20 protein-coding genes and 1 pseudogene are annotated in these 19,189 nt (G+C 62.2%); 3 read left to right on the forward strand and 18 right to left on the reverse strand.

The features are described 5' to 3' along the window. Positions 1–2: 2 nt before the first annotated feature. Genes JQ586_RS12280 through JQ586_RS12310 form a run of 7 tightly spaced genes read right to left on the reverse strand, consistent with a single transcriptional unit; the run spans position 3 to position 7,114 of the window. On the reverse strand, positions 3–1,040 hold the full coding sequence (locus JQ586_RS12280) for a tagatose 1,6-diphosphate aldolase (protein WP_212394823.1): 1,038 nt from the start codon (positions 1,038–1,040) through the stop codon (positions 3–5). Next, the gene (locus JQ586_RS12285) at positions 1,037–1,996 is read right to left on the reverse strand and encodes a sugar kinase (RefSeq protein ID WP_212394824.1); all 960 of its coding nucleotides are present in this window, start codon (positions 1,994–1,996) and stop codon (positions 1,037–1,039) included. Before JQ586_RS12285 ends, JQ586_RS12280 begins: the two co-directional genes overlap by 4 nt. After that, the gene (locus JQ586_RS12290) at positions 1,993–3,066 is read right to left on the reverse strand and encodes an ABC transporter ATP-binding protein (protein WP_212394825.1); all 1,074 of its coding nucleotides are present in this window, start codon (positions 3,064–3,066) and stop codon (positions 1,993–1,995) included. The genes JQ586_RS12285 and JQ586_RS12290 overlap by 4 nt, the downstream gene beginning before the upstream one ends. Before the next feature lie 6 nt (positions 3,067–3,072). Continuing rightward, a complete protein-coding gene (locus tag JQ586_RS12295) occupies positions 3,073–4,077 on the reverse strand; it encodes a zinc-binding dehydrogenase (RefSeq protein ID WP_212394826.1) in 1,005 nt (334 codons plus the stop codon). A gap of 7 nt (positions 4,078–4,084) precedes the next feature. Further along, positions 4,085–4,912, reverse strand: a complete 828-nt coding sequence (locus JQ586_RS12300) for a carbohydrate ABC transporter permease (RefSeq protein ID WP_212394827.1) — start codon at positions 4,910–4,912, stop codon at positions 4,085–4,087. Positions 4,913–4,916: 4 nt separating this feature from the next. Continuing rightward, complete coding sequence (locus tag JQ586_RS12305; RefSeq protein ID WP_212394828.1) at positions 4,917–5,804, reverse strand: carbohydrate ABC transporter permease; 888 nt, start codon at positions 5,802–5,804, stop codon at positions 4,917–4,919. Positions 5,805–5,863: 59 nt separating this feature from the next. Beyond that, complete coding sequence (locus JQ586_RS12310; protein WP_409410978.1) at positions 5,864–7,114, reverse strand: extracellular solute-binding protein; 1,251 nt, start codon at positions 7,112–7,114, stop codon at positions 5,864–5,866. Between the two features lie 239 nt (positions 7,115–7,353). Here JQ586_RS12310 and JQ586_RS12315 point away from each other — a divergent pair, with 239 nt between their 5' ends. The 3 genes from JQ586_RS12315 (at position 7,354) to JQ586_RS12325 (ending at position 10,641) form a co-directional block, all read left to right on the forward strand. Beyond that, the gene (locus tag JQ586_RS12315; RefSeq protein WP_212394830.1) at positions 7,354–8,394 is read left to right on the forward strand and encodes a LacI family DNA-binding transcriptional regulator; all 1,041 of its coding nucleotides are present in this window, start codon (positions 7,354–7,356) and stop codon (positions 8,392–8,394) included. A gap of 10 nt (positions 8,395–8,404) precedes the next feature. Then, positions 8,405–9,139 (forward strand): SDR family NAD(P)-dependent oxidoreductase, encoded by a 735-nt coding sequence (locus JQ586_RS12320; RefSeq protein WP_212394831.1) that lies wholly within the window; start codon positions 8,405–8,407, stop codon positions 9,137–9,139. Positions 9,140–9,783: 644 nt separating this feature from the next. Next, on the forward strand, positions 9,784–10,641 hold the full coding sequence (locus tag JQ586_RS12325) for a hypothetical protein (RefSeq protein WP_212394832.1): 858 nt from the start codon (positions 9,784–9,786) through the stop codon (positions 10,639–10,641). Between the two features lie 75 nt (positions 10,642–10,716). Here JQ586_RS12325 and JQ586_RS12330 read toward each other — a convergent pair whose 3' ends face one another. The 11 genes and pseudogenes from JQ586_RS12330 to puhA form a co-directional block, all read right to left on the reverse strand. Then, positions 10,717–11,154, reverse strand: coding sequence for a hypothetical protein (locus JQ586_RS12330; RefSeq protein ID WP_212394833.1), 438 nt, complete (start codon positions 11,152–11,154; stop codon positions 10,717–10,719). Between the two features lie 121 nt (positions 11,155–11,275). Then, positions 11,276–11,755, reverse strand: a complete 480-nt coding sequence (locus JQ586_RS12335; protein WP_212394834.1) for a hypothetical protein — start codon at positions 11,753–11,755, stop codon at positions 11,276–11,278. Positions 11,756–12,124: 369 nt separating this feature from the next. After that, complete coding sequence (locus JQ586_RS12340) at positions 12,125–12,529, reverse strand: hypothetical protein (protein WP_249147508.1); 405 nt, start codon at positions 12,527–12,529, stop codon at positions 12,125–12,127. Between the two features lie 278 nt (positions 12,530–12,807). Further along, positions 12,808–13,689: pseudogene (gene hemF, locus JQ586_RS12345) on the reverse strand (oxygen-dependent coproporphyrinogen oxidase); the annotation flags it as partial. Positions 13,690–13,694: 5 nt separating this feature from the next. Further along, positions 13,695–14,906, reverse strand: a complete 1,212-nt coding sequence (gene hemA / locus JQ586_RS12350) for a 5-aminolevulinate synthase (protein WP_212394836.1) — start codon at positions 14,904–14,906, stop codon at positions 13,695–13,697. Further along, on the reverse strand, positions 14,903–15,919 hold the full coding sequence (gene puhE / locus JQ586_RS12355) for a putative photosynthetic complex assembly protein PuhE (protein ID WP_212394837.1): 1,017 nt from the start codon (positions 15,917–15,919) through the stop codon (positions 14,903–14,905). Before puhE ends, hemA begins: the two co-directional genes overlap by 4 nt. Positions 15,920–15,932: 13 nt before the next feature. Next, positions 15,933–16,997, reverse strand: a complete 1,065-nt coding sequence (acsF, locus tag JQ586_RS12360) for a magnesium-protoporphyrin IX monomethyl ester (oxidative) cyclase (RefSeq protein ID WP_212394838.1) — start codon at positions 16,995–16,997, stop codon at positions 15,933–15,935. Further along, positions 16,994–17,299: a hypothetical protein gene (locus JQ586_RS12365; protein ID WP_212394839.1), complete on the reverse strand. Its 306-nt coding sequence runs from the start codon at positions 17,297–17,299 to the stop codon at positions 16,994–16,996. The genes acsF and JQ586_RS12365 overlap by 4 nt, the downstream gene beginning before the upstream one ends. Further along, positions 17,296–17,754, reverse strand: coding sequence for a photosynthetic complex assembly protein PuhC (puhC, locus tag JQ586_RS12370; protein WP_212394840.1), 459 nt, complete (start codon positions 17,752–17,754; stop codon positions 17,296–17,298). The genes JQ586_RS12365 and puhC overlap by 4 nt, the downstream gene beginning before the upstream one ends. 11 nt (positions 17,755–17,765) lie before the next feature. Then, entirely contained in the window at positions 17,766–18,374 is a 609-nt protein-coding gene (gene puhB, locus JQ586_RS12375; RefSeq protein ID WP_312016959.1) for a photosynthetic complex putative assembly protein PuhB, read from the reverse strand. Between the two features lie 32 nt (positions 18,375–18,406). Continuing rightward, on the reverse strand, positions 18,407–19,177 hold the full coding sequence (gene puhA, locus JQ586_RS12380) for a photosynthetic reaction center subunit H (protein ID WP_212394842.1): 771 nt from the start codon (positions 19,175–19,177) through the stop codon (positions 18,407–18,409). Between the last annotated feature and the right edge of the window lie 12 nt (positions 19,178–19,189).

Raw genomic sequence — 19,189 nt, forward strand, 5'->3', positions numbered from 1 at the left:
TTTCAGTAAGCGCGCGCGAAGTCACCCTCCTGTTTGATATCGGTGAAGACTGGGTAGCGCGCCTTCCACGGCGCGCCTTTGGCCGAGGTCAGTTCGCTGAGCCGTTCGAGTACGTTGAGGCCATCCTTGCGGAGGCTGGCCGCTACCGCCGCGCGGTCCGGGAAATACTTCAGGACGGCATCGAGCCAGATGGTGCGGCCCGCGAGGAAGCCGCTTGCGCCCGCAGCGTAGGAGTAGTCAAGCACACGTTCGAACTTCTCCGGCGCGGCGCCGCCCGACAGCAGCACCCAGGGAATGTTGCGGCCGCGGCAGATCTCCCCGATCGCATCGAACTCCCTCTGCGCGGCCTTGGCTTCTGCGCTGCCGTCACGGGCCGGCAGGCTGTTGGCCGCAAGCGGGCTCTCCAGCTTGAGGAGATCGACGCTGTACTCTGGCTTGACGAACTCGCGCACGCTGTCGATGACGAGACTTGGGAGCTTGCCCGGCGATTCCACGTAGTCAGCGGTGTGATTTGCGTTGCCGAGAAACGGATAGACCAGCAGCTCGAGGACATAGGGAATGTCGTGGCGGGCGCAGTCCTCACCGATCTCGCGCACGAACCTCTTCTGATGCTCGTTCACCGCCGCATCGGCGTCCGGCCGGTACCAGGCCAGTACCTTCACGGCGTCGCCGCCCATGGCGCGGATCTTCTCCACGCTCCAGTTCGTGATCGCGCGCGACTTACGGCCACCCGCGGTTTCCTCCACGCGATGCTCTTCCAGCGTCATGATCAGGCCGCAGCGCGGCGGCAGCAGATCGATCGCGGCCGGCACGGCAAAATTAGGGTCGAACAGCATCGAGCTGCAATGCGGCGCGAGGTTCTCGACAAGGAGGCGCTTGGCCGCAGTGACGTCGGAATATTCGACCTGCTCGCGCGCGATACCTTTTGCCTTCGCGATGGCATCGAACAAAGGGGGCCGCTGGTCCAGCGCGACCATGCGAAAATGGCCATCCGCGTCAGCAAGCCGTGCCAGGCCGCGGGTCTTTCCAATCGTTCTCATGGCTTCGTCCTCATGAATGCAAGACACTCGTTGATGGTGGGGATTCCGTTGCGACCGCCGGCGTGGCGGCATTTCATGGCGGCCGTGGCTGCCGAAAACGCCATGGAGGCGCGCACGTCGAGACCGGCGCCGAGCGCAAGCGCATAGGCGCCGTGGAAGACGTCGCCCGCGCCCGTGGTGTCGACGACGTCGACGGCATAGGCGGTCTGCCGCTGCAGCTGGCCGTTCTCGTACCAGCTCACGCCCCCCTCGCCGCGCGTGACGGCGATGACGCGGCATCCGAAGCGCGCGAGCGCCGCGAGGGAGTTATCGTCGGCCGAGCCGGCAAAGGCGGTGAGCGCGGGCTCGGAGAAGATCGCGTGGTCGGTCAACGGCAGCAGTCGCTTGAACACCTCTGCGTCAGCCATGTCGCCGTCGAGCACCGTTGGGATACCGCGCGAGCGCGCTTCGCGGAACAATGTTGCCGCACCCTCGACCCAGCGCGGATCGGCCAGCACGGAAGATGCGAGCGCGACGGCCTCGAGCGGAAGCCAGTTGGCGGCTTCGGGATAGAGGCCGCGGAAGTTCACGATCTGGCGTTCGCCGGAGCTGTCGACGATGATCCCGGACACAGACGAGCGGCCATCGGGAAACAGCCGGAAATTCTCGACATCAACGCCTTCGGAGACGAAGGCCGATTTCATCTCCTGGCCGGCTGCATCGTTGCCTGCCCGCCCCCAGAACGCGACGGACGCGCCGAGCTTTGCAACCGCGACGGCGGCGTTGGCCGCCATACCGCCGCCGAGCGTGCCGTACTCCACCGCCCTAATTTTCTCGCTTCCACCCGCGAATGGCCGATCGACGCGCCAGACCTGGTCGAGCGCGGACAGGCCGAGGCAGATCACGTGCACCGGCCTCGCCCTGGACGCGACGTCGGCCAGCGCCGATAGAGCGCCGATGTCGACCGACGCGTTCACCGCAAGACCTGTCCGCTGGCGGAGTCGAAGAGATGCGTCTTGCCCGGCTGCGGGCGCAGATTGATGCGATCGCCGACCTTCGGCCGGAGTGCCGGATCAACCCGCGCGATCGCGGAGGCGCTAGCGAGATCGAAGTGGATCAGCGTATCCGAACCAAGCGGCTCGACCAGCTTGACGTTGATGGCGATGCCATCGGCGGCATCGGTCGCGACGGCAAAATGTTCGGGGCGAATGCCCAGCACGGCGTTGCCGGCCTTGCTCAGGCGGCCTGTGGTCTCACCGTCCAGCGGCACCACCGTTCCACCTTGCGAAAGGACCGCGCGCTCCTCGTGCCATTCGACCGGAAAGAAGTTCATCGCGGGCGAGCCGATGAAGCCCGCGACGAACTGGTTGGCGGGCCGTTCGTAGACCGTTTCCGGCGTGTCATATTGCTGGATGGTGCCGCTCTGGAGCACGACGATCCGGTCGGCCATGGTCATGGCCTCAATCTGGTCGTGGGTGACAAAGACCATGGTGGTCTTCAGCTCCTGCGACAGCGCCTTGATCTCGGCGCGGACCTGCCCGCGCAATTTGGCGTCGAGATTGGACAGCGGCTCGTCGAACAGAAACGCCTTGGGATTGCGCACAATCGCGCGTCCCATTGCGACACGCTGGCGCTGGCCGCCGGACAGCTCCTTTGGTTTACGGTCCAGGTAAGGCTCGATGTGCAGCAGTGCCGCAGCGCGCTTCACTCGCGCGTCGATCTCTGCCTTGGGCGTGCCTCGCAACTCCAGCGCAAACGACATGTTATCGTAGACGCGCATGTGCGGATAGAGCGCGTAATCCTGGAACACCATCGCGATGTCGCGCCGCGCGGCCTGCACGCCGTTGACGCGCTTGTCGCCGATATAGAGATCGCCCGAAGAAATCGGCTCGAGGCCCGCGATGATCCGCAGCAAGGTCGACTTGCCGCAGCCGGACGGGCCGACGAACACGACGAACTCGTGGTCAGCGATCTCCAAATTGAGATCAGGGATCACGGTAAAATTGCCGTAGCGTTTAGTGAGGTTGCGGATCGAGATCGAGGCCATGATCGCTCAGTCCAGCGCCAGCACAGGCTTGATCAATTCGCCCTTGGCGAAGCGGGCAAAATTTTCCGGCAGAGCCGAGAGGCCGAACTCGTCGTCGACCAGAAGGCGGTACTCATCCTTGTACCTGCGCAGAAGCTCGACATTCGGTTCGAAATCTGAGACCGGAAAATAGAAGGTCCGGATCATGTAGAAATCCTTGCGGCGGAAGACCTTGCCTTCTTCGATGGTCCAGGGCGCGGCGTTCTCGCCGACCAGCACCAGCGCGCCGCGCGGCAGGACCAGCTCGATGCCGAGGTTGCGCGCCGCATGTGCGCCGGAGCATTCCATGATGAGAGCGAAGCGCTTTGAGGTATTGCCGACGGGGTGTGCCTTCGCGCCGAACGATTGCGCGATCTTGAGGCGCCCCGCGTTGGGATCGGCGACGTAGATGTCGTCATAGCCGAGCGCGCGGAGCGCCAGCACGACGCCGAGACCGACAGGTCCCGCGCCCATGACAAGAACAGATCCGGCCTCGTTCGCCGGCACCACGCGGCTAACGAAGCGCACGGCATGGCCTGACGTCCCGATGGTATCGAGCAGAAGCGGTGCGAGGCTATCCTCGATGTCATCGGGCACCGGCAGCAGGCAGTTTTCCGGTACCGGTACATATTCGGCATAGCCGCCCGGCCTGTTCCAGCCGATCAGGCAGGAGACTTCCAGGCACATCTGGGTGTCGCCGCGCCTGCAGGCGGCGCAGTGACCGCAGTGCAAGGGAATATACACGGCGCAGCGGCGTCCGTGCAGCCGATGACCGGACTGTTCGACGACGCCAAAGATCTCGTGACCCGCGGTGAACTCGGCGCCCTTGTGCCAGAGCTTGAAGTCCGAGCCGCACAGCGCAGTGCGGGAGACGCGGACCAAGACCTCGCCAATGGCGACGTCGGGCATCGCGACGCGCTCGATGGTGATACGGTCATTGCCGTGAAAGACAGCGGCCTGCATGATCGAATTCGAACGGGTGGATTCACTCATCGGATACCTAGCCTTTCACCGCGCCGAGCGTCAGTCCGGACACCAGCCAGCGCTGAACCAGGGCGGCCAGCACCAGCGGCGGCAACGCGATCAGCGTCGCCGCGGCCATGAGAGCGCCCCATTGCGTCGAGCCTTCGCCGATGAAGTTGAAGGCCGCCGCGATCAGCGTCTTGGTGTCGCCGTTGGAGAGCACCAGCGCAAACAGGAAGTAGTTCCACGAGAAGACGAAGGCGAGGATCGCCGAGACCGCGACACCGGACGCCACCAACGGCAGCGCAATGCGCCAGAGGATGCGCGTGACGCTGCATCCGTCGACCTGCGCGGCCTCGAAAACGCTGCGGGGGATGCCGTCGAAGGACGGGAGCAAAACCCAGATCACGATCGGTAGCGTGATCACGGCGTGGCTGAGGATCAGGGCGGTGTAGGAACCGATCATGCCGATTTGCCGGAACATGACGTACCACGGCAGCAGGAACAGCGTGCCGGGCGCCATGCGCGCCGCGAGTGTCAGGATCGCCGGCCACGAAATCCGCGTCCAGGAGACGGCGAAAGCGGCGGGAATTCCAAACAGCAGACCGAGTGCGGTCGAGCCGACGGTAACGATGAGGCTGTTGAGCGCGTAGCTCAGGAACGGCGTAGTCTTGGTCAGCGCGACATAGTTCTCGAGCGTCGGCGAGAAGATCATCGTCGGCGGATAGGCGGTGACCTCGAAGGACGGCTTGAACGAGGACAGCACCATCCATACCGTCGGCGCCATGATGACCACGCCGGCAAGCACCAGCTGCAGCGTGTTGAGCCAGCGGATCCAGCGGTCGGTGTTGGCGGCATCGTTCATGATATCACCACGCCACTGCGCCGCGGAGGCGGTTGAAGGCAAGCACGGCGCCGAACACGATCGCCGTCAGCGTCAGCATCAGCGCGCTGGCATAGCCAATGTTGAAGAATTCGAAGCCGACCCTGAAGCCGTAGATGTTGAGCGTGTTCGAGGCGTTGCCCGGGCCGCCCTGGGTGGTGATGTAGATGATGTCGAAGAAGCGCAGGAGATCGACGCTGCGCAGGATCGCCGCGGTGACGATGGTCGGCAGGAGCAATGGTAACGTGATACGCTGGAATGTCTTGAACGGAGACGCGCCGTCGATCTGCGCGGCCTCGTAGACGCTCGGCGGCAGCGATTGCAATCCCCCTAGCACGATTAAGGCGACGTAGGGCGTCCACTGCCAGCTATCGATCAACGCCACGGTCGGAATGACCCAGGTCGGCGAGGCCAGCCAGTCCGACGGCGGCAGGCCGAGCGACTGCAGGATGTAGTTGGCAGCACCCAGCGACGGATCGAGGATCACCAGCCACATCATGCCGGCCACGACAGGCGGCATCATGAAGGGCGAGATGAACAGCGAGCGGACGATACCCGGCAAGCGCTTGGCGTTGAACAGAACCAGCGCGAGCCAGACGCCGAACACGAGCTGTAGCACTAGCGACAGCACGAACAGCGCAATGGTGATCCACAGCCCATGCCAGAATTCGACGTCGGAGATCAGCTTCAAATAATTGGCGAGCCCCGCGAAGGACTGCTTACCTGTGGAGGAAAACGTCTGGAAGCCGAGCCAGATCGTATAGACGACCGGAAACGCGATCATCCCGACCGTGAAAATCACCGCCGGCGCCGAGAGCGCCGCCATCTCCAGCTTCTGCCGGTCCTGCGTGAGCGTCGCAGCCGTATCAGACATCCGACCGTTCCTCGCGAGTGGGGATGCCGGCAGGCAGCAGGCCCGCCGGCATGGAGCCGTTACTTCTGGGCGATCAGCGCGTCGAGCGCCTTGTCGGCATCGGCGCAGGCCTGGTCGATCGGCTTCTGCTTCAGGATCAGGTCCTGCACAGCCTGGCCGATGAACTCGCGCGATTCCGGATTGGCGACGATGGGATAGCCGACCTCGGAGGAACCCTTGGTGGCGAGCACGTCAAGCGCGGCCTGCCATTCCTTGCGGACCGGCTCCTCGTCAATCCACTTGCGATACTCAGGATCCTTGGCAACGGACGGACGCGGCGGGGCGATACCCTGTAGCGCCATCTTCTTCTGCACCTCGGGGCTGGTCGCCCACTGCACGAAGTACCAGGCCGCATCCGGCTGCTTGCTGTGCGAGGACACCGCCATGCCCCAGCCGATCGTGGTCGGCACCTGGCCGGCATCGCCCGCCGGGAACGGCAGCAGGCCGGTATCCTTCAGGCGCGCTCCGCCCTCCATCACCGTGCGCAGTTCATTCGACGATTCGAACGCCATCGCGGCGCGGCCGCTGCGATACAGCGCTGAAATCTGCTGGAAGCTGTAGTTGACGACGCCGGGCGGGCCGAAATCGCGCAACAGCCGGCTATAGGTATCGAGCGCCTCCTTGCCCTTGGCCGAGCAGAGGTTCGACTTGCCATTCGCGATGTAGCTGCCGCCGATATTGTGCAGCATGTTGCTGAAGGTATAGGCGACCGCGGGCTTGAGGCCGCGCGAGACGAACGGCGTTACCGCACTGTCGCAAGCCTTGATCTTCTCGGCGGCAGCCTCGACGTCCTTGATCGTCTTCGGCGCCTCGAGGCCACACTTCTTGAAGATGTCGGTGCGGTAATAGAAGATCGGACCTTCGATGTTCATCGGCATGCTTGTCAGTTTGCCGCCAAAGGTCGCCGCCTTCAGCAGGGCCTGGCTCAGTCCGTCCGGGTCATAGTCCTTGGCCACCATGTTCTTGGCCATCGCCGTGAGATCGCCGTACCAGCCGGCAGCAGCAAACTGCTCACCCTCGCGCGAGGGCAACGTCATGAACACGTCGACCTCGTCGCTGTTCGCATTCATGACCGTGACCAGACGCTGGCGCATCTGCTGCTCCTGATAGCCGTCGACTTTCAGGGTCATACCGGTCAGCTTCTCGAAATCCGCCTTGTAGGTCAGCAGCGCCTGCGAGACCGGATTGTTGTTGGCGAGAAAGGTAACGGTCTTTCCCTTGAACTTCATCCAGTCGAAATCGGCCGCGTGTGCCTGCGCACTGACGGCCATTATGAGAACGGGCAACGCGACATGTGTCGCGAGCATCCTGGCCTTCATCGAACTCTCCTCCCGGCTGGCCGCCTTCAGCTGGCGGACCATTTTGAAACGTCTGAGTGTCATCTGAAAACGGTTACAAAATAGACTTCGCATCGGCTGTGTCAAGCAATGGACAAGCCATGCAATCTGCGGCAAATTCTCGATAATACCGCTACTGGTTGGTTCGCACCGCACAATGTAACGTTACATTCATGAGACTGACCAACGCCAAATCCGTGAAACAGGGTATCCGCGCTGTGGCGGCCCGCGCCGGCGTCTCGACGGCCTCGGTCTCACGCGCGCTCAACAATCCAGGTGCGGTGAGCCCTTCCTTGCGCGCGCGCATCGAGCAGGCCATCGACGCCCTCGGCTACATCCCGCACGCGCCGGCGCGCATTCTCTCGTCACGCCGCTCGCGCACGCTCGGCGCGATCGTGCCGACGATCGACAACACGATGTTCGCGCGCGGCATCGCCTCGCTACAGCAATATCTCTCCTCGGTCGGATACATGCTGTTCCTCACCACGAGCGGCTACGATCTCGATGTCGAACTACAGCAGGCGCGCAATCTGATCAGCCGTGGCGTCGACGGCCTCGTGCTGCGCGGCGACTGCCATCACGACGGCTTGCGAAAGCTGCTCGCGGACAATGCGGTTCCGTTCATCAATGTCGGCATCTATCAGCCTGACCGGCCCTACCCCTGTGTCGGCACCGACAACGAAGCCGCTGCCCATCGTGCTGCCGCGCATGTGATCGAGCTCGGCCATCGCCGCATCGGGATCGTCTCGGCACTCCAGCGCAACAACGATCGCGCCAGCGCCCGCGTCGCCGGCTTTCGCCGCGCGCTGACCGAGAATGGCATCGAGCTTCCCGCGCAATGGCATGTCGAGGTGCCCTATACGCTGGACGATGCGCGCGAGGCGGCGCGCTATCTCCTCAGCCTCAAGGACCGCCCGACGGCCGTGGTGTGCGGCAACGACGTCATCGCCTATGGCGTTCTGCTCGAGGCCGAGCGCGACGGCTTCTCCGTGCCGCGCGATCTGTCAGTGATCGGCTTCGACGACCTCGACTGGAGCCGCCATTTGCGGCCGAGCCTCACCACAATCCACGTTCCAACCGGAGAGACCTGGCAGCGCGCCGGCGAATACCTGGTGCGGAGCCTCGCCGGCGAGCAGACCATCATGCACCGCGAGATCGATTTCTCGCTGGTGGTTCGTGAATCGACGGCTCCGCCTCCGAATTCCCTCAAGTGAGACCCTCAAGATGAGTTCAAATTTCTCCCTCGCGCCCGGCTTTCATGCCGTCGTGATCGGCGGCGCCGGCGATATCGGCGCTGCGATCAGCAATCAATTTTGCGACCTCGGCGCGACAGTGACCGCAACCGGAGCGAACGAGACAGATCTCGCGCGGACCCTGCTCAAGCCGCGCGCGGGCCTTGCGCTCGCGACGCTTGATGTGACCGATGACGCGGCCGTCACGTCGTTTGCCCAGAATCACCAGCGCGTCGACGCGCTAGTCAACTGCGCCGGAATTCTGGCGCGCGACAAGGAGTTCGAGATCGAAACCTTCATGAAGGTTGTCGACGTCAATCTCACCGGCACGTTCCGCACCTGCATGGCGTTCCGATCGCGGCTCGCAGAGACGAAAGGCTCGATCGTCAACATTGCCTCGATGAACGCAACGTTGGCGCTGCCACGCATCCCCGCCTATTGCGCCAGCAAGGGCGGCGTCGTGATGCTGACCAAGGCACTGGCCTTGAAGTGGGCTGAGGAAGACATCCGTGTCAATGCAGTCGCACCAGGCTATATCGAAACCGCGATCAACGCAGCCGGCCGCACCGACCTTGCGCATTATCAGCGCATTGCAGACCGCACCGCGTTCAAGCGCTGGGGACAACCGGAGGACATTGCCGGCGCAGTTGCTTTCCTCTGCATGCCTGCTTCACGATACGCGACCGGCACCGTCGTTGTTGTGGATGGCGGCTTTCTCGCTGGATGAGCCCATGGGGGTCAGGCGGCGACATGCTTAGTAGCCCCCGGCCAGCCCTTTTGCGAACTAGCTCATTCGCGCCTGCGACGCTCGCCGCCCTACAATCGATCTTTACCCACCGATAGCGCGCGAGGTGGTTTCACAACATGCAGAACGCCACAGCTTCAAATTGCCTGAAAGCAGATTTTCCTTAATCTCCCGTCGCCCGCGGGCGCAAGCGTGAGATCGGTCTCCGGCAGCCAGTCGAGGGTGCTGTCGACGTCGCCCGGGAAGATTTGAGAACGCGAGCCGTCCTCGAGTTTGACGACATGACTGTCCGCACCAATTCCAGCTGTAAGCCGCAACGGCATGGCTTGATGACCAGCTTTTCGACCTCTTCGATCCTTCCGATCGCATCCATTGGAGGCGACCCCTGCATCGACAGGTACGCAAGTTACAAAGTGAACAATTGTTCAAAGACTGAGGGGCGGCGGCCTGCGACAAGCATGGAACGCATTTTGACTAATCGAGCACAGCAAACGCAGACACTCCCACCATACTCGCGCTTCCTGATTTGACGTAAAGCAAACTTGATGTAAAGATCACCTTACAAGCCCGTGACACTTAACGTGACTGAACGAACGTAATCCTTGCCTGACCGGAGGGAGTTCGCTGTGTCAAAAATTGCATTAGCTTTCCTCATTCTCGGCATTTTAGCCCTTTTTTCCTATACCGTCGTTTCGCAGCCGGACGTTGCGCCGGCCGAGCCGACTGAGCTCCGCAGTGAGCCCCCAAAAACTCCAGGCGATGCAGCCCGGCCCGAACAGCAGTCGGTCAACAGCGCCCAGGCCGAAAAAGCCGATTTGGAGCAGCTATCCGAGGATACAAAGGCAAACAGCGAAAGATTAGCAGCGCTCAAATCCGATTTGCTCAGACAGCTACAAGATGCAAAGTCAAGCAACGACCAGGCTGTGCAAGCCGCGCAGGCGCAAATCAATGAACTTCGTTCAGAGCAGGCAAAACTCCGCGCGGAGAGCAAGGAGACCAACGACAAGGCGATACAAGGACTGCGAGGGGAAGTAGCGGCTTCTCAAACAAAGCTGGTTGCTCAAGTGGACGACGCGCTCAAGGGCCCGTCGAGCCGACTAGATGGAGCGGGGCAACGCATTGACGCATTGCAAAAGGACCTCGATGAGTTGAAAAAGCGCTTGGACGAAGATCGGCAAAATACGCCAAGCGTCTCACCGGGTCTCGCGCTGATCGTTGCGCTCGCTGCGCTCGTACTCGGTCCCTTTGTCGCTTATCAGTTCCTCGCCAATCAGCTTGAAGGGATCAAACAACAGGCGACTGGTGCACGGACGTCCCCCATCGCTACAACGGACGTTGAGGACAATTCGTCGCTGTCGCCATCTGAACCTCGCCAACAAGACGAAGTTGTACATCACGAGGCGCCGTCGCTAGGAGAGGACAGCAGCGCTGAACATCAAGACCGCAAAGATCAGGCGCCTGCGCACGACCAGGAGCAAGCCTGACGCCTCGCCTTCGACGCTTCTCCGACGAGCTTGCGTTCAGAAGACATCGGCGCAGGCTCTTATCTTAGTGTCGCCCTATTGCTTCGGCTGTCCTTCGGGTCTTCCTCCGCTATTCGGCCCTTGACCGGTGGTCGAACTGGTCGGCGAGGTGCGCGGATCGGGAGCCGGATTGGCCGGTTGATACGGCTTCGGAGCATCAGGCTTGTTTCGCTCGGCTGCCAACTCATTATTGGGACGTGTCACCGCTTCCGCGGCTCTCGTGCCGGATTGAGTGCGATAGCCAACGGCTAACATTATCATTGCGAACAGGGCTATCACAGACAATCCGCCTAACTCCACGCCTGCACCGGACGGTTCCACTCCTTTCGACCGGCCATCGCCTCCCAGAGCACCGGCGACGATTTCTCGGTTATGCCGCGATCGCAGGAATGCAATGAACAATCCTGCTGCGACAACCACACCTGCGCCAAGCGTAAAAAACATCAACCAAGTGATAGGAGCGTCACCGGCCATCGCTTCTCTCCAAAATAGATCGTGCTGGAGAGCAATCGTCGGGCTTTTGTGTGGTTCCTAAGGGCGAATGCCGACCACTTCGAGCGTCCGTCCGTCTCGGCCGACGGCCAATGGCGTACTGTCAGTCCGGCAAATTCGTGAACCGCGGCCTCCAGACGCCCAGCACGACATTGACCGTTGCCACAGCAATCAGAACGAACAGTGAGTTTCTGTCGGCGCCGAGCGGCTCAGCAAGCGATACCGCGTCGACCTGGCCAGCAAGCAAGCGCGCGCCGAGTTCCGCCTGCTCCTGCATTGGTCCCAGAACAGCCGTGAACCCCCACTCGAACGTCAGGATGCCGGTCGCCAGCTTCGCCCAGGCCCAGCCGGCACTGTGAAACGCTCGATTGACGGCAATGGCGAGCAGGCCGGCAACCAGCGTGAGACCGAGCGACGGCAAAAAGATCCAGGTCGTGATGCCGCCCATGGCGACGCGCAGAAGGGCCTGATTGTTGATCGAGGGCGCCTCTGATGTGAATGCAATCAGCACGACAAGACATGCCATCGACCCAATCAGACCGATCGCTCCCATCGTGTGCAGAAATTTCATCAACCGTCGCATAACGCTCCAGTCATTCGATGTAACATGCGATTTACATAGTTCTCGTCATACGGATCAGACAGACCGTGACCCGCTGTGTCGCGCTTTGATCTCAATGATGCTATCGACTTGTCGCAAGGGAGCATCCGCGATCCGGGAAGCGATGACCGATGCCCAGTCGTGATGTCATGGATTACAAAGGCGTGGAGCTTTCTCTGGTCCAGGCAATCGTGCCGCGGGGCTGGCGGTGGCACTTTGAATTTCTCGGCAGCGAGCATAGTGATACGTCTCCAACCAGGGCCGGCGCAATCCAGGGCGCCCGGCGCGCGATCGACAACTTGCTTCAGCTCAAGCCTACGGTTCACAGTTAGACGTTCGCGAAGCCACCACTCACCTTCTCACCGGCGCACTGTTCGCGATAGCCAGCGCTTCGCGCTCGTCGTTTTCCAGGGCGATCTTCTGTGCAAGCATCACGTCAGCGGGAACAAGATGGCCTTGCGGGGCGAAACACCAGCCAAGGATTGGGACGCCATTGGCGTCGAGTTGATGGACATTCGTCGCGACACCATAGTGGATGCGATATCGCCTGCCGGTATCGCATCCGGTGACCTCGAAACACCTGTCGCTGTCGAACTGCGAACGCTGTTCTGCCGACAGCCACGCCCGCAGCAGCCTCAGGCCTCGCGTTTCAGGCCGCGCGCCGCGGGCCCGTCGCGCCTTTATGCGTACCCTGAAAACCCATCCGCGTATTGTGGCCAATGTGCTCGTGACACACGACACCAGGCGAGTTGGCATCGACCTTATCCACCCACAAGACGGGGGTAGAACACGGTCTGTTCTGCAGTCGCATCGAAGTTCCGCACGACTCGGGCCTCGCCGGATGCCTCCCGAACAGCCGCCGTGTATCCCATCGACGTCAGTTCACGGAACCGCCGCTCGGCGCGCATGAGGGCTTCAGCATCGTTCGGTTCGAAACAATGCCGGGTGTCGCCGGCATGGTCCATCACGATCTGCTGCTTCATGTTCGACCTCCTTTGTTGCCAGATCTTCGAGGACTCAAGAACCTCCTGCCGCCAGCTCCCCAAGGGCGGCATCGAACTCAGAATGGTCTCAACATTCCCGCCGGTTTTCAGACCGAACGTCGTACCGCGGTCATAGAGCAGATTGAACTCGGCATAGAGGCTGCGGAAAGCCAGTTGCTGGCGGCGATCCTCGTCGTCCCAGGGCTCGACCATGCGCCGACGAACGATCTTCGGATAGACATCCAGCAACGCCAGCCCGACTTCACGCGTCAGCGCAAAATCGCGCTCGAAGTCGCCGCTATCGAGATGATCGTAGAAGAGTCCGCCAACACCGCGCGCTTGTCCCCTGTGCGGCAGAAAGAAGTACTCGTCGGCCCAAGCCTTGAACTTGGGGTAATGCTTGGACCCATGCGCCTCGCATGCCTGCCGCATACGGGCGTGAAACTCGATCGCGTCAGGCGCAGCCTGGTCGCGCTGGCAGGTCAGCATCGGTGTGAGATCGGCTCCGCCCCCAAACCAGCCTCGTGAGGTCGCCAGAAACCGGGTGTTCATGTGAACCGTCGGAACACGCGGGCTGCGCGGATGAATGATCAGGCTGATGCTGGCCGAGACGTACTCCAATTGCTTGCCGTCGCCCGGCATCGTGCTCGTTAACTCCGGCGTCAGACGTCCCCGCCCGGAGGACACATGAATGCCCGCTTTCTCGAACAGGCGGCCCTCGACGAGGAAACCTCCGACGCCGCCTCCCTCTCCGGCCGTTCGCACCCATGGCTTGTGAACGAAACGCGCCGACTGCTGCTGACCGAACAACGTTGCCGGCGCTTCTCGCTCCAGCAATTCCACTTCCGCACAAAGGCGATCACGCAGCGACTCGAACCAGCATCGCGCCTCGCTTCGATGCAACTCGTGCGCGTTCGCTGCGTGGATGTTCATGGCCGTCAAGCCGCCTGCGCCAGACCCATCTTCGCCCAGATTTCTGACAAGGCCCCGACCAGCGCCTCGATATCCTCGTCGGAGTGATGCGGCGACGGCGTGATGCGCAGCCGCTCGCTTCCCCGCGCGACCGTCGGGTAGTTAATTGGCTGAACGTAAATGCCGTAGCGATCCAGCAGTACGTCGCTGATCTGCTTGCAAAGGACGGGATCGCGCACCATCACCGGAACGATATGGCTGGGATTGTCCAGATGGCTGACACCCGCCTCGTTCAGCCGCCGGCGCAACGTGGCGACACGGTCCTGGTGACGCTCGCGCTCATAGGAGCTCGACTTCAGGTGACGGATGCTGGTCAACGCGCCGGCAGCGATCGCCGGCGGCAGCGCGCTCGAGAAGATGAAACCCGACGCGAAGCTGCGCACGAAGTCGCAGATCGTGCCCGAGCCAGTGATGTATCCCCCGATCACGCCGAACGCCTTCGCGAGCGTTCCCTCGATCACGGTAAGCCGACCGCTCAGCCCCTCCTGGTCTGAAATTCCGCCACCGCGCGGCCCATAGAGGCCGACGGCATGCACCTCGTCGAGATAGGTCATCGCATGATGCTCGTCGGCCACGTCGCAGATGTCGGCGATCGGCGCGATGTCGCCATCCATTGAATAGACGGATTCGAAGGCGATCAATTTAGGCGCGTGGAGTTCCAAGTCCGACAGCTTTTGCCTGAGGTCGGCGACGTCGTTGTGCCGGAACACACGCGTCTCGCAGCGGCTGTGCTTCATGCCTTCAATCATCGAGGCGTGGTTGAGCTCGTCCGACAGGATCACGCAGCCGGGCATACGCGAAGCCAGCGTGCTGAGCGTGGTCCAGTTAGAGACGTAACCGGAGTTGAACAGCAGCGCTGCCTCCTTGTTGTGGAGGTCCGCGAGCTCCTGCTCCAGCAGCACGTGATAATGATTGGTGCCTGCGATGTTGCGCGTGCCGCCGGCGCCGGCGCCGGCACGGTCCAGCGCCTCATGCATGGCGGCCAGGACCTTCGGATGCTGCCCCATACCGAGATAGTCGTTCGAACACCATACGGAGACCTCTCGCTGACCCGCCGGGCTGTAGTGCACGGCCTTGGGAAAAGCGCCGACCTTGCGCTCGAGATCGGCGAATACCCGATAGCGTCCCTCCCGGCGAAGACCGTCCAGTTGGCGGCGGAAATAGTCCTCGTAGTTCATGGCGCTCTCCCATCTGCTGTTCGGTTGAAGTCGTTCGAGGCGGTCGCCTGAGCGATGGCCGGTTCCGGCAGGCGCTGCTCGGCTTTTTCGGCGACCTGGCTCTCGCGATAGGCCTGGCGAAAGCGGTCTTCGAGCCGCTGTCGTGCAGCAACGGCTGCGCTCTTGGCCTGTGCGGGTCTCTCCGCGCTTGCTCCGCCCGGAATGACTGACAGCACCGGCCGCGGCGACGGCTCGGTCGCAGTCGGATCCGCATTGCCTCGCGTGGTACGGACAGACCAGCGCCAGAGATCAACGACGGGTACGGGCAACATCATGAACCAGTGTTCAAGCGCCCCCAGCGCAATGAGGGTCGCCAAAAGGGCGGAGGAAAGCGCATCGAATTCGGTCTCCGCATTGATCGCGGCCAGCACCAGCAATGCCATCGCGGCGGTCGCGAGCGTCACCGAACCCGGGAACAGTGCATTCATCGGCTTGCGCGCGAAGTAGCTCTTGAGGAATCCGACCTGAGCTGGCAGCAGTTCATCGTTGAGTATGCGCACGCCGAGGAACAGATTAATCTTGGCGCTCTGGCGTAGCAGAAGCAAAGCGGCAAACGTCCACCAGCCAAGCTGGTTCGGGCTGTTGACAGTTACCGCAAATGCGAGGCCGGCGGTGACGATCAGCGCGAGCTCATGATAGGCGATCGCCTGGATCGCAAACCAAATCCGATCGAGCGCGCCGCAACCGGGCGGACATGGTTCGGCCCGCGGCCCCGTAATCCAACCAGCCAGTAGTGACATCTCAACGGCGCCCCACAGAAGAATCGCGCAGGTGAAGGCGCAGTAGGCCCCGGCCGCGCTGGTATCCTGGCTGCTGGCTGCGACGCCGACGAGCGACGCAGCGAACAGGACAGCAGTGCCGGCCTTCAGTACGCGGCCATACCGCGACGACAAGCCGACAAGGAGCAGTACGGTACCCGTGCTGAACCACCAGACGAACAACACATAGAGGACCGAGATTGCAAGGACACCCATGGCCGGAAGCTCCTCACCACGCGGGTTGAAGCCTGATTTCTGCGGGCAGCTCGTTCTTCTTGGCAGGCAGCAGGAACAGCCGGCCGAAAGCCGCCGCAGCAAACAGCGGCAGGCCGACACGTTTCAAGCGCGCCGCTAATCCACCTCTCGACTTGGCGTCGGCAATCGATTCCGCAATCCGGCGAAGACGCTCCAAACCACCCAGGAAACGCGGATCGTCGAGATCAAGCATCACTGGAAACACCTGGCGCGAGATCTCCGACGTGACGCGGAACACCCTCATGTCGTAGTCGGTCGGCTTCATCCCCAGCGCGTGGTGAAATGCCGGCCGCATGTGGTCGCGGACGTACATGGTGGCGAACACCGCAAGCAGGAAGAACTTGATCCAGAGCTTGTTGTGGCCGCGCAGTAGTCGCGGATCGGCTCGCATCAACAGCGCGAATGCTTCGCCATGCCGGAACTCGTCGTTGCACCAGCGTTCGAACCATCGGAAAATCGGATGGAATTGCCGGTCGGGATTGCGTTCCATCTGGCGGTAGATGGTGATGTAGCGCGCATAGCCGATTTTCTCGGAAAGGTATGTCGCATAAAAGATGAATTTTGGTTTGAAGTAGGTGTATTTCTTCGCTTTGGTGAGGAAGCTCAGATCGACGCCGATGCCGTGATCCTTGAGTATCTCGTTGATGAAGCCGGCATGCCGGGCCTCATCGCGGCTCATATAGGTGAAAAGCTCGCGGATGTCGGGATTGCTGATCCGCTTCTTGATTTCGGCATAGAGCACACAACCGGAGAATTCGGCGGTCAGCGAGCTGACCAGAAAATCCTTGAATTCCTTGCGCAGTTCCAGCGGCAGTTCGTCGAGATCGCGCTCGAACTCGTCGGTCTTGACGAAATGCTTGCGATTGTGGTCGGCACGCAGATCGGCGATGACAGCGTTCCACTCGGCGCGCACGAGATCGACATTGAGCCGATTCATGGCTTCGAAGTCGGTGGTGTAGAAGCGTGGGCTGAGGATCGTGTCCTCTCGCGCCATGTCTGTGCTGGACGATGTTCGGGCTCCACCTTCGATTGCTATCATGATGCTCTCCCGTCCGAGAAGCTGACGTCGTAGAGTTCGGTCAGTTCGAGATATCCGGCGATGTGCGCCACCATGCGTTTAAGGATCCCAGCCCTGACGATTGTAGCGGTCCGGCGCATGTTGATGCAGTCGCCAAAATTGATCGTGACCGGCGCGCCGTGGATGGTGACCTCGTCGCCGGGGCGGATCTCGACGTGGCCATCGAGATTGACATGGGCGTGCAGGCTCTCGGCCGTCTGTCCGATCTCGATCGTGCAACCGACGTCGAAGCGGCGCGGTTCTGGGTTCCAAAACGCGTTCATGACTTTCCCTCTCCCATCGCCATCAGGTTGGTAAAAGCCTTCAAGTTGGCGTCGCCGAATGCGCCCAGAGCAACGCGCCGGCCGGTGGCGGGGTCTTCGAGTGTCGTTGCACCGTCCGGCCATCTGTTGATCAGGAAGGCTGGTTCGTCCCCGACGCCATGACGCCGACGATCGAAGGCGAGGCTGCGCAGCGCCGTGCGGACGAACCCGTCGGTCCCGACCGGCACCACGCCGATGACAGTGCCGGAGTTCGGGGCGATCACCGAAATGCCGCCGTCGACACGATCCTCGAACCGAAGGGAAACAGACCGGACGGGCATGCCATGTTCGGAATGCAGCGCGCCGAGGCCGGTCAGCCGGCCGACACCTGCCGTCACAATCGAGAACGCGACCAGTACCGCCGCGCCCAACAACGCCCGTTTCGGAACAGTTCGGTCGGCGACGGCGTGGTTCATGACTTTCTCTCCTAGGCTGCGGTCGCAACGACCGGCTGGGCCGGACGCGGCAAGGGCATCATGCAGTCGGCTGGCTCTGGGGTGGCCGAAGAGGCCTGCGCTAGTGCCGCGCCGAGGATTTCGGCGACCTTGGTCGCGGCGGGCACGCAGCGAAGCATCGGCTCGACCCTCGTCAGGTGCCATGGCCGAACATGCGGCCACAGCAAGAGAAAGGCGAGCCGCTGCTTGCTCGTCACCGCCAGCGGGAGATCGCCGGTGTCATCGCCGTAAGTCTTGACCGCGGCGCTCGCGACCTCCCCGAACGGCACGTTCAGCGTCATGGGCAGGACGGCGCCGAACTGCAGCAGCACGCGGCGACTGGTAATGCTGTAACGGGTCGTCCGGCCGTACAGCCATGCCAAGCCGCCTAGCAACACCATCGCGATCGCGAAGGGGATGGCGAGCCGCGCCGCGCCGGCCATCGTCGCGCCCCACGGCTCTTGTGCGGACAGGCGCATGGCGATGCGAACGACGAAAAGTAACGCGAAATAGGCGGCCACCAAGCGGATGTGGAACACCCTGATCGCCAGCGCCCATGCGTCCGGCCTACCTTGCCAGAGCAGGCGCTCACCCTTGGGCAACGCCAAAGGCTCGAATTTGGCAGTCGCTCCTCTCATAGCAGGGGCTCCTGGCGTGCTGCAGTGGCGTACAGATTGCCACCACCGAAATAGCCGGCGATTCTGTCTTCCTCCCGCTTGGTGACATGGTCCGGGCTCGCCAGTACCGGCGCATCGGCGAACTGGCGTCCAAGGATCGATCGCACCAGCACGCGGCCGCGACGCTTGTCGATGCGCGCCATGGTCATCGGCAGCAACACATGGCGGCCCTCAGCATCGGCCACCTCGACCTCGAGGTAGCGGATCAGCATCTCGGCACGGTCGACCCAGACTTCGTGAACAGTGCCACCGATCTCTCCGTCGGCGCCGATAACCGGCATGCCGCGCGGATCCGGATCGCGCGTTTCGATCGAGATGGTGGTGTCGACCCGAAGCGGCACGATCGCGGGAACATCGTCCATTGACAATTCGGGAACGTCTTCGCGATCCGCATAGGAGGCAGGACCGACGCCATCGAGCATTGGATCTCCGGTCGGGACGTAGGGCGAGCCCGGCCAAGGCGTCAACGGCGTGACGGCCGCATCGCGCCGATCGTTCTTCCAATTCGGCAAGGTCGCGACGTGCCCGTTACGCAGCTGATATTTCTTCAGACCGGGGAATGACGGGAAGCCGACGCCACTGCGACGGCCGGGTCCTTCAAATTGTAGCGGATACCCTTCCCGCTTATCTTCGCGCCGCAGATAGAAGATGAGGCAAGCGAAGAATGTCCAGAACGCATACAAGACGACTTGCGCGACATCGATGTAGCCCGTGAGATCAGTGTGCATGACGTCCTCCCG

This window comes from Bradyrhizobium jicamae, assembly GCF_018130215.1.
In the GTDB taxonomy this organism is placed as follows: Bacteria; Pseudomonadota; Alphaproteobacteria; order Rhizobiales; family Xanthobacteraceae; genus Bradyrhizobium; species Bradyrhizobium jicamae_A.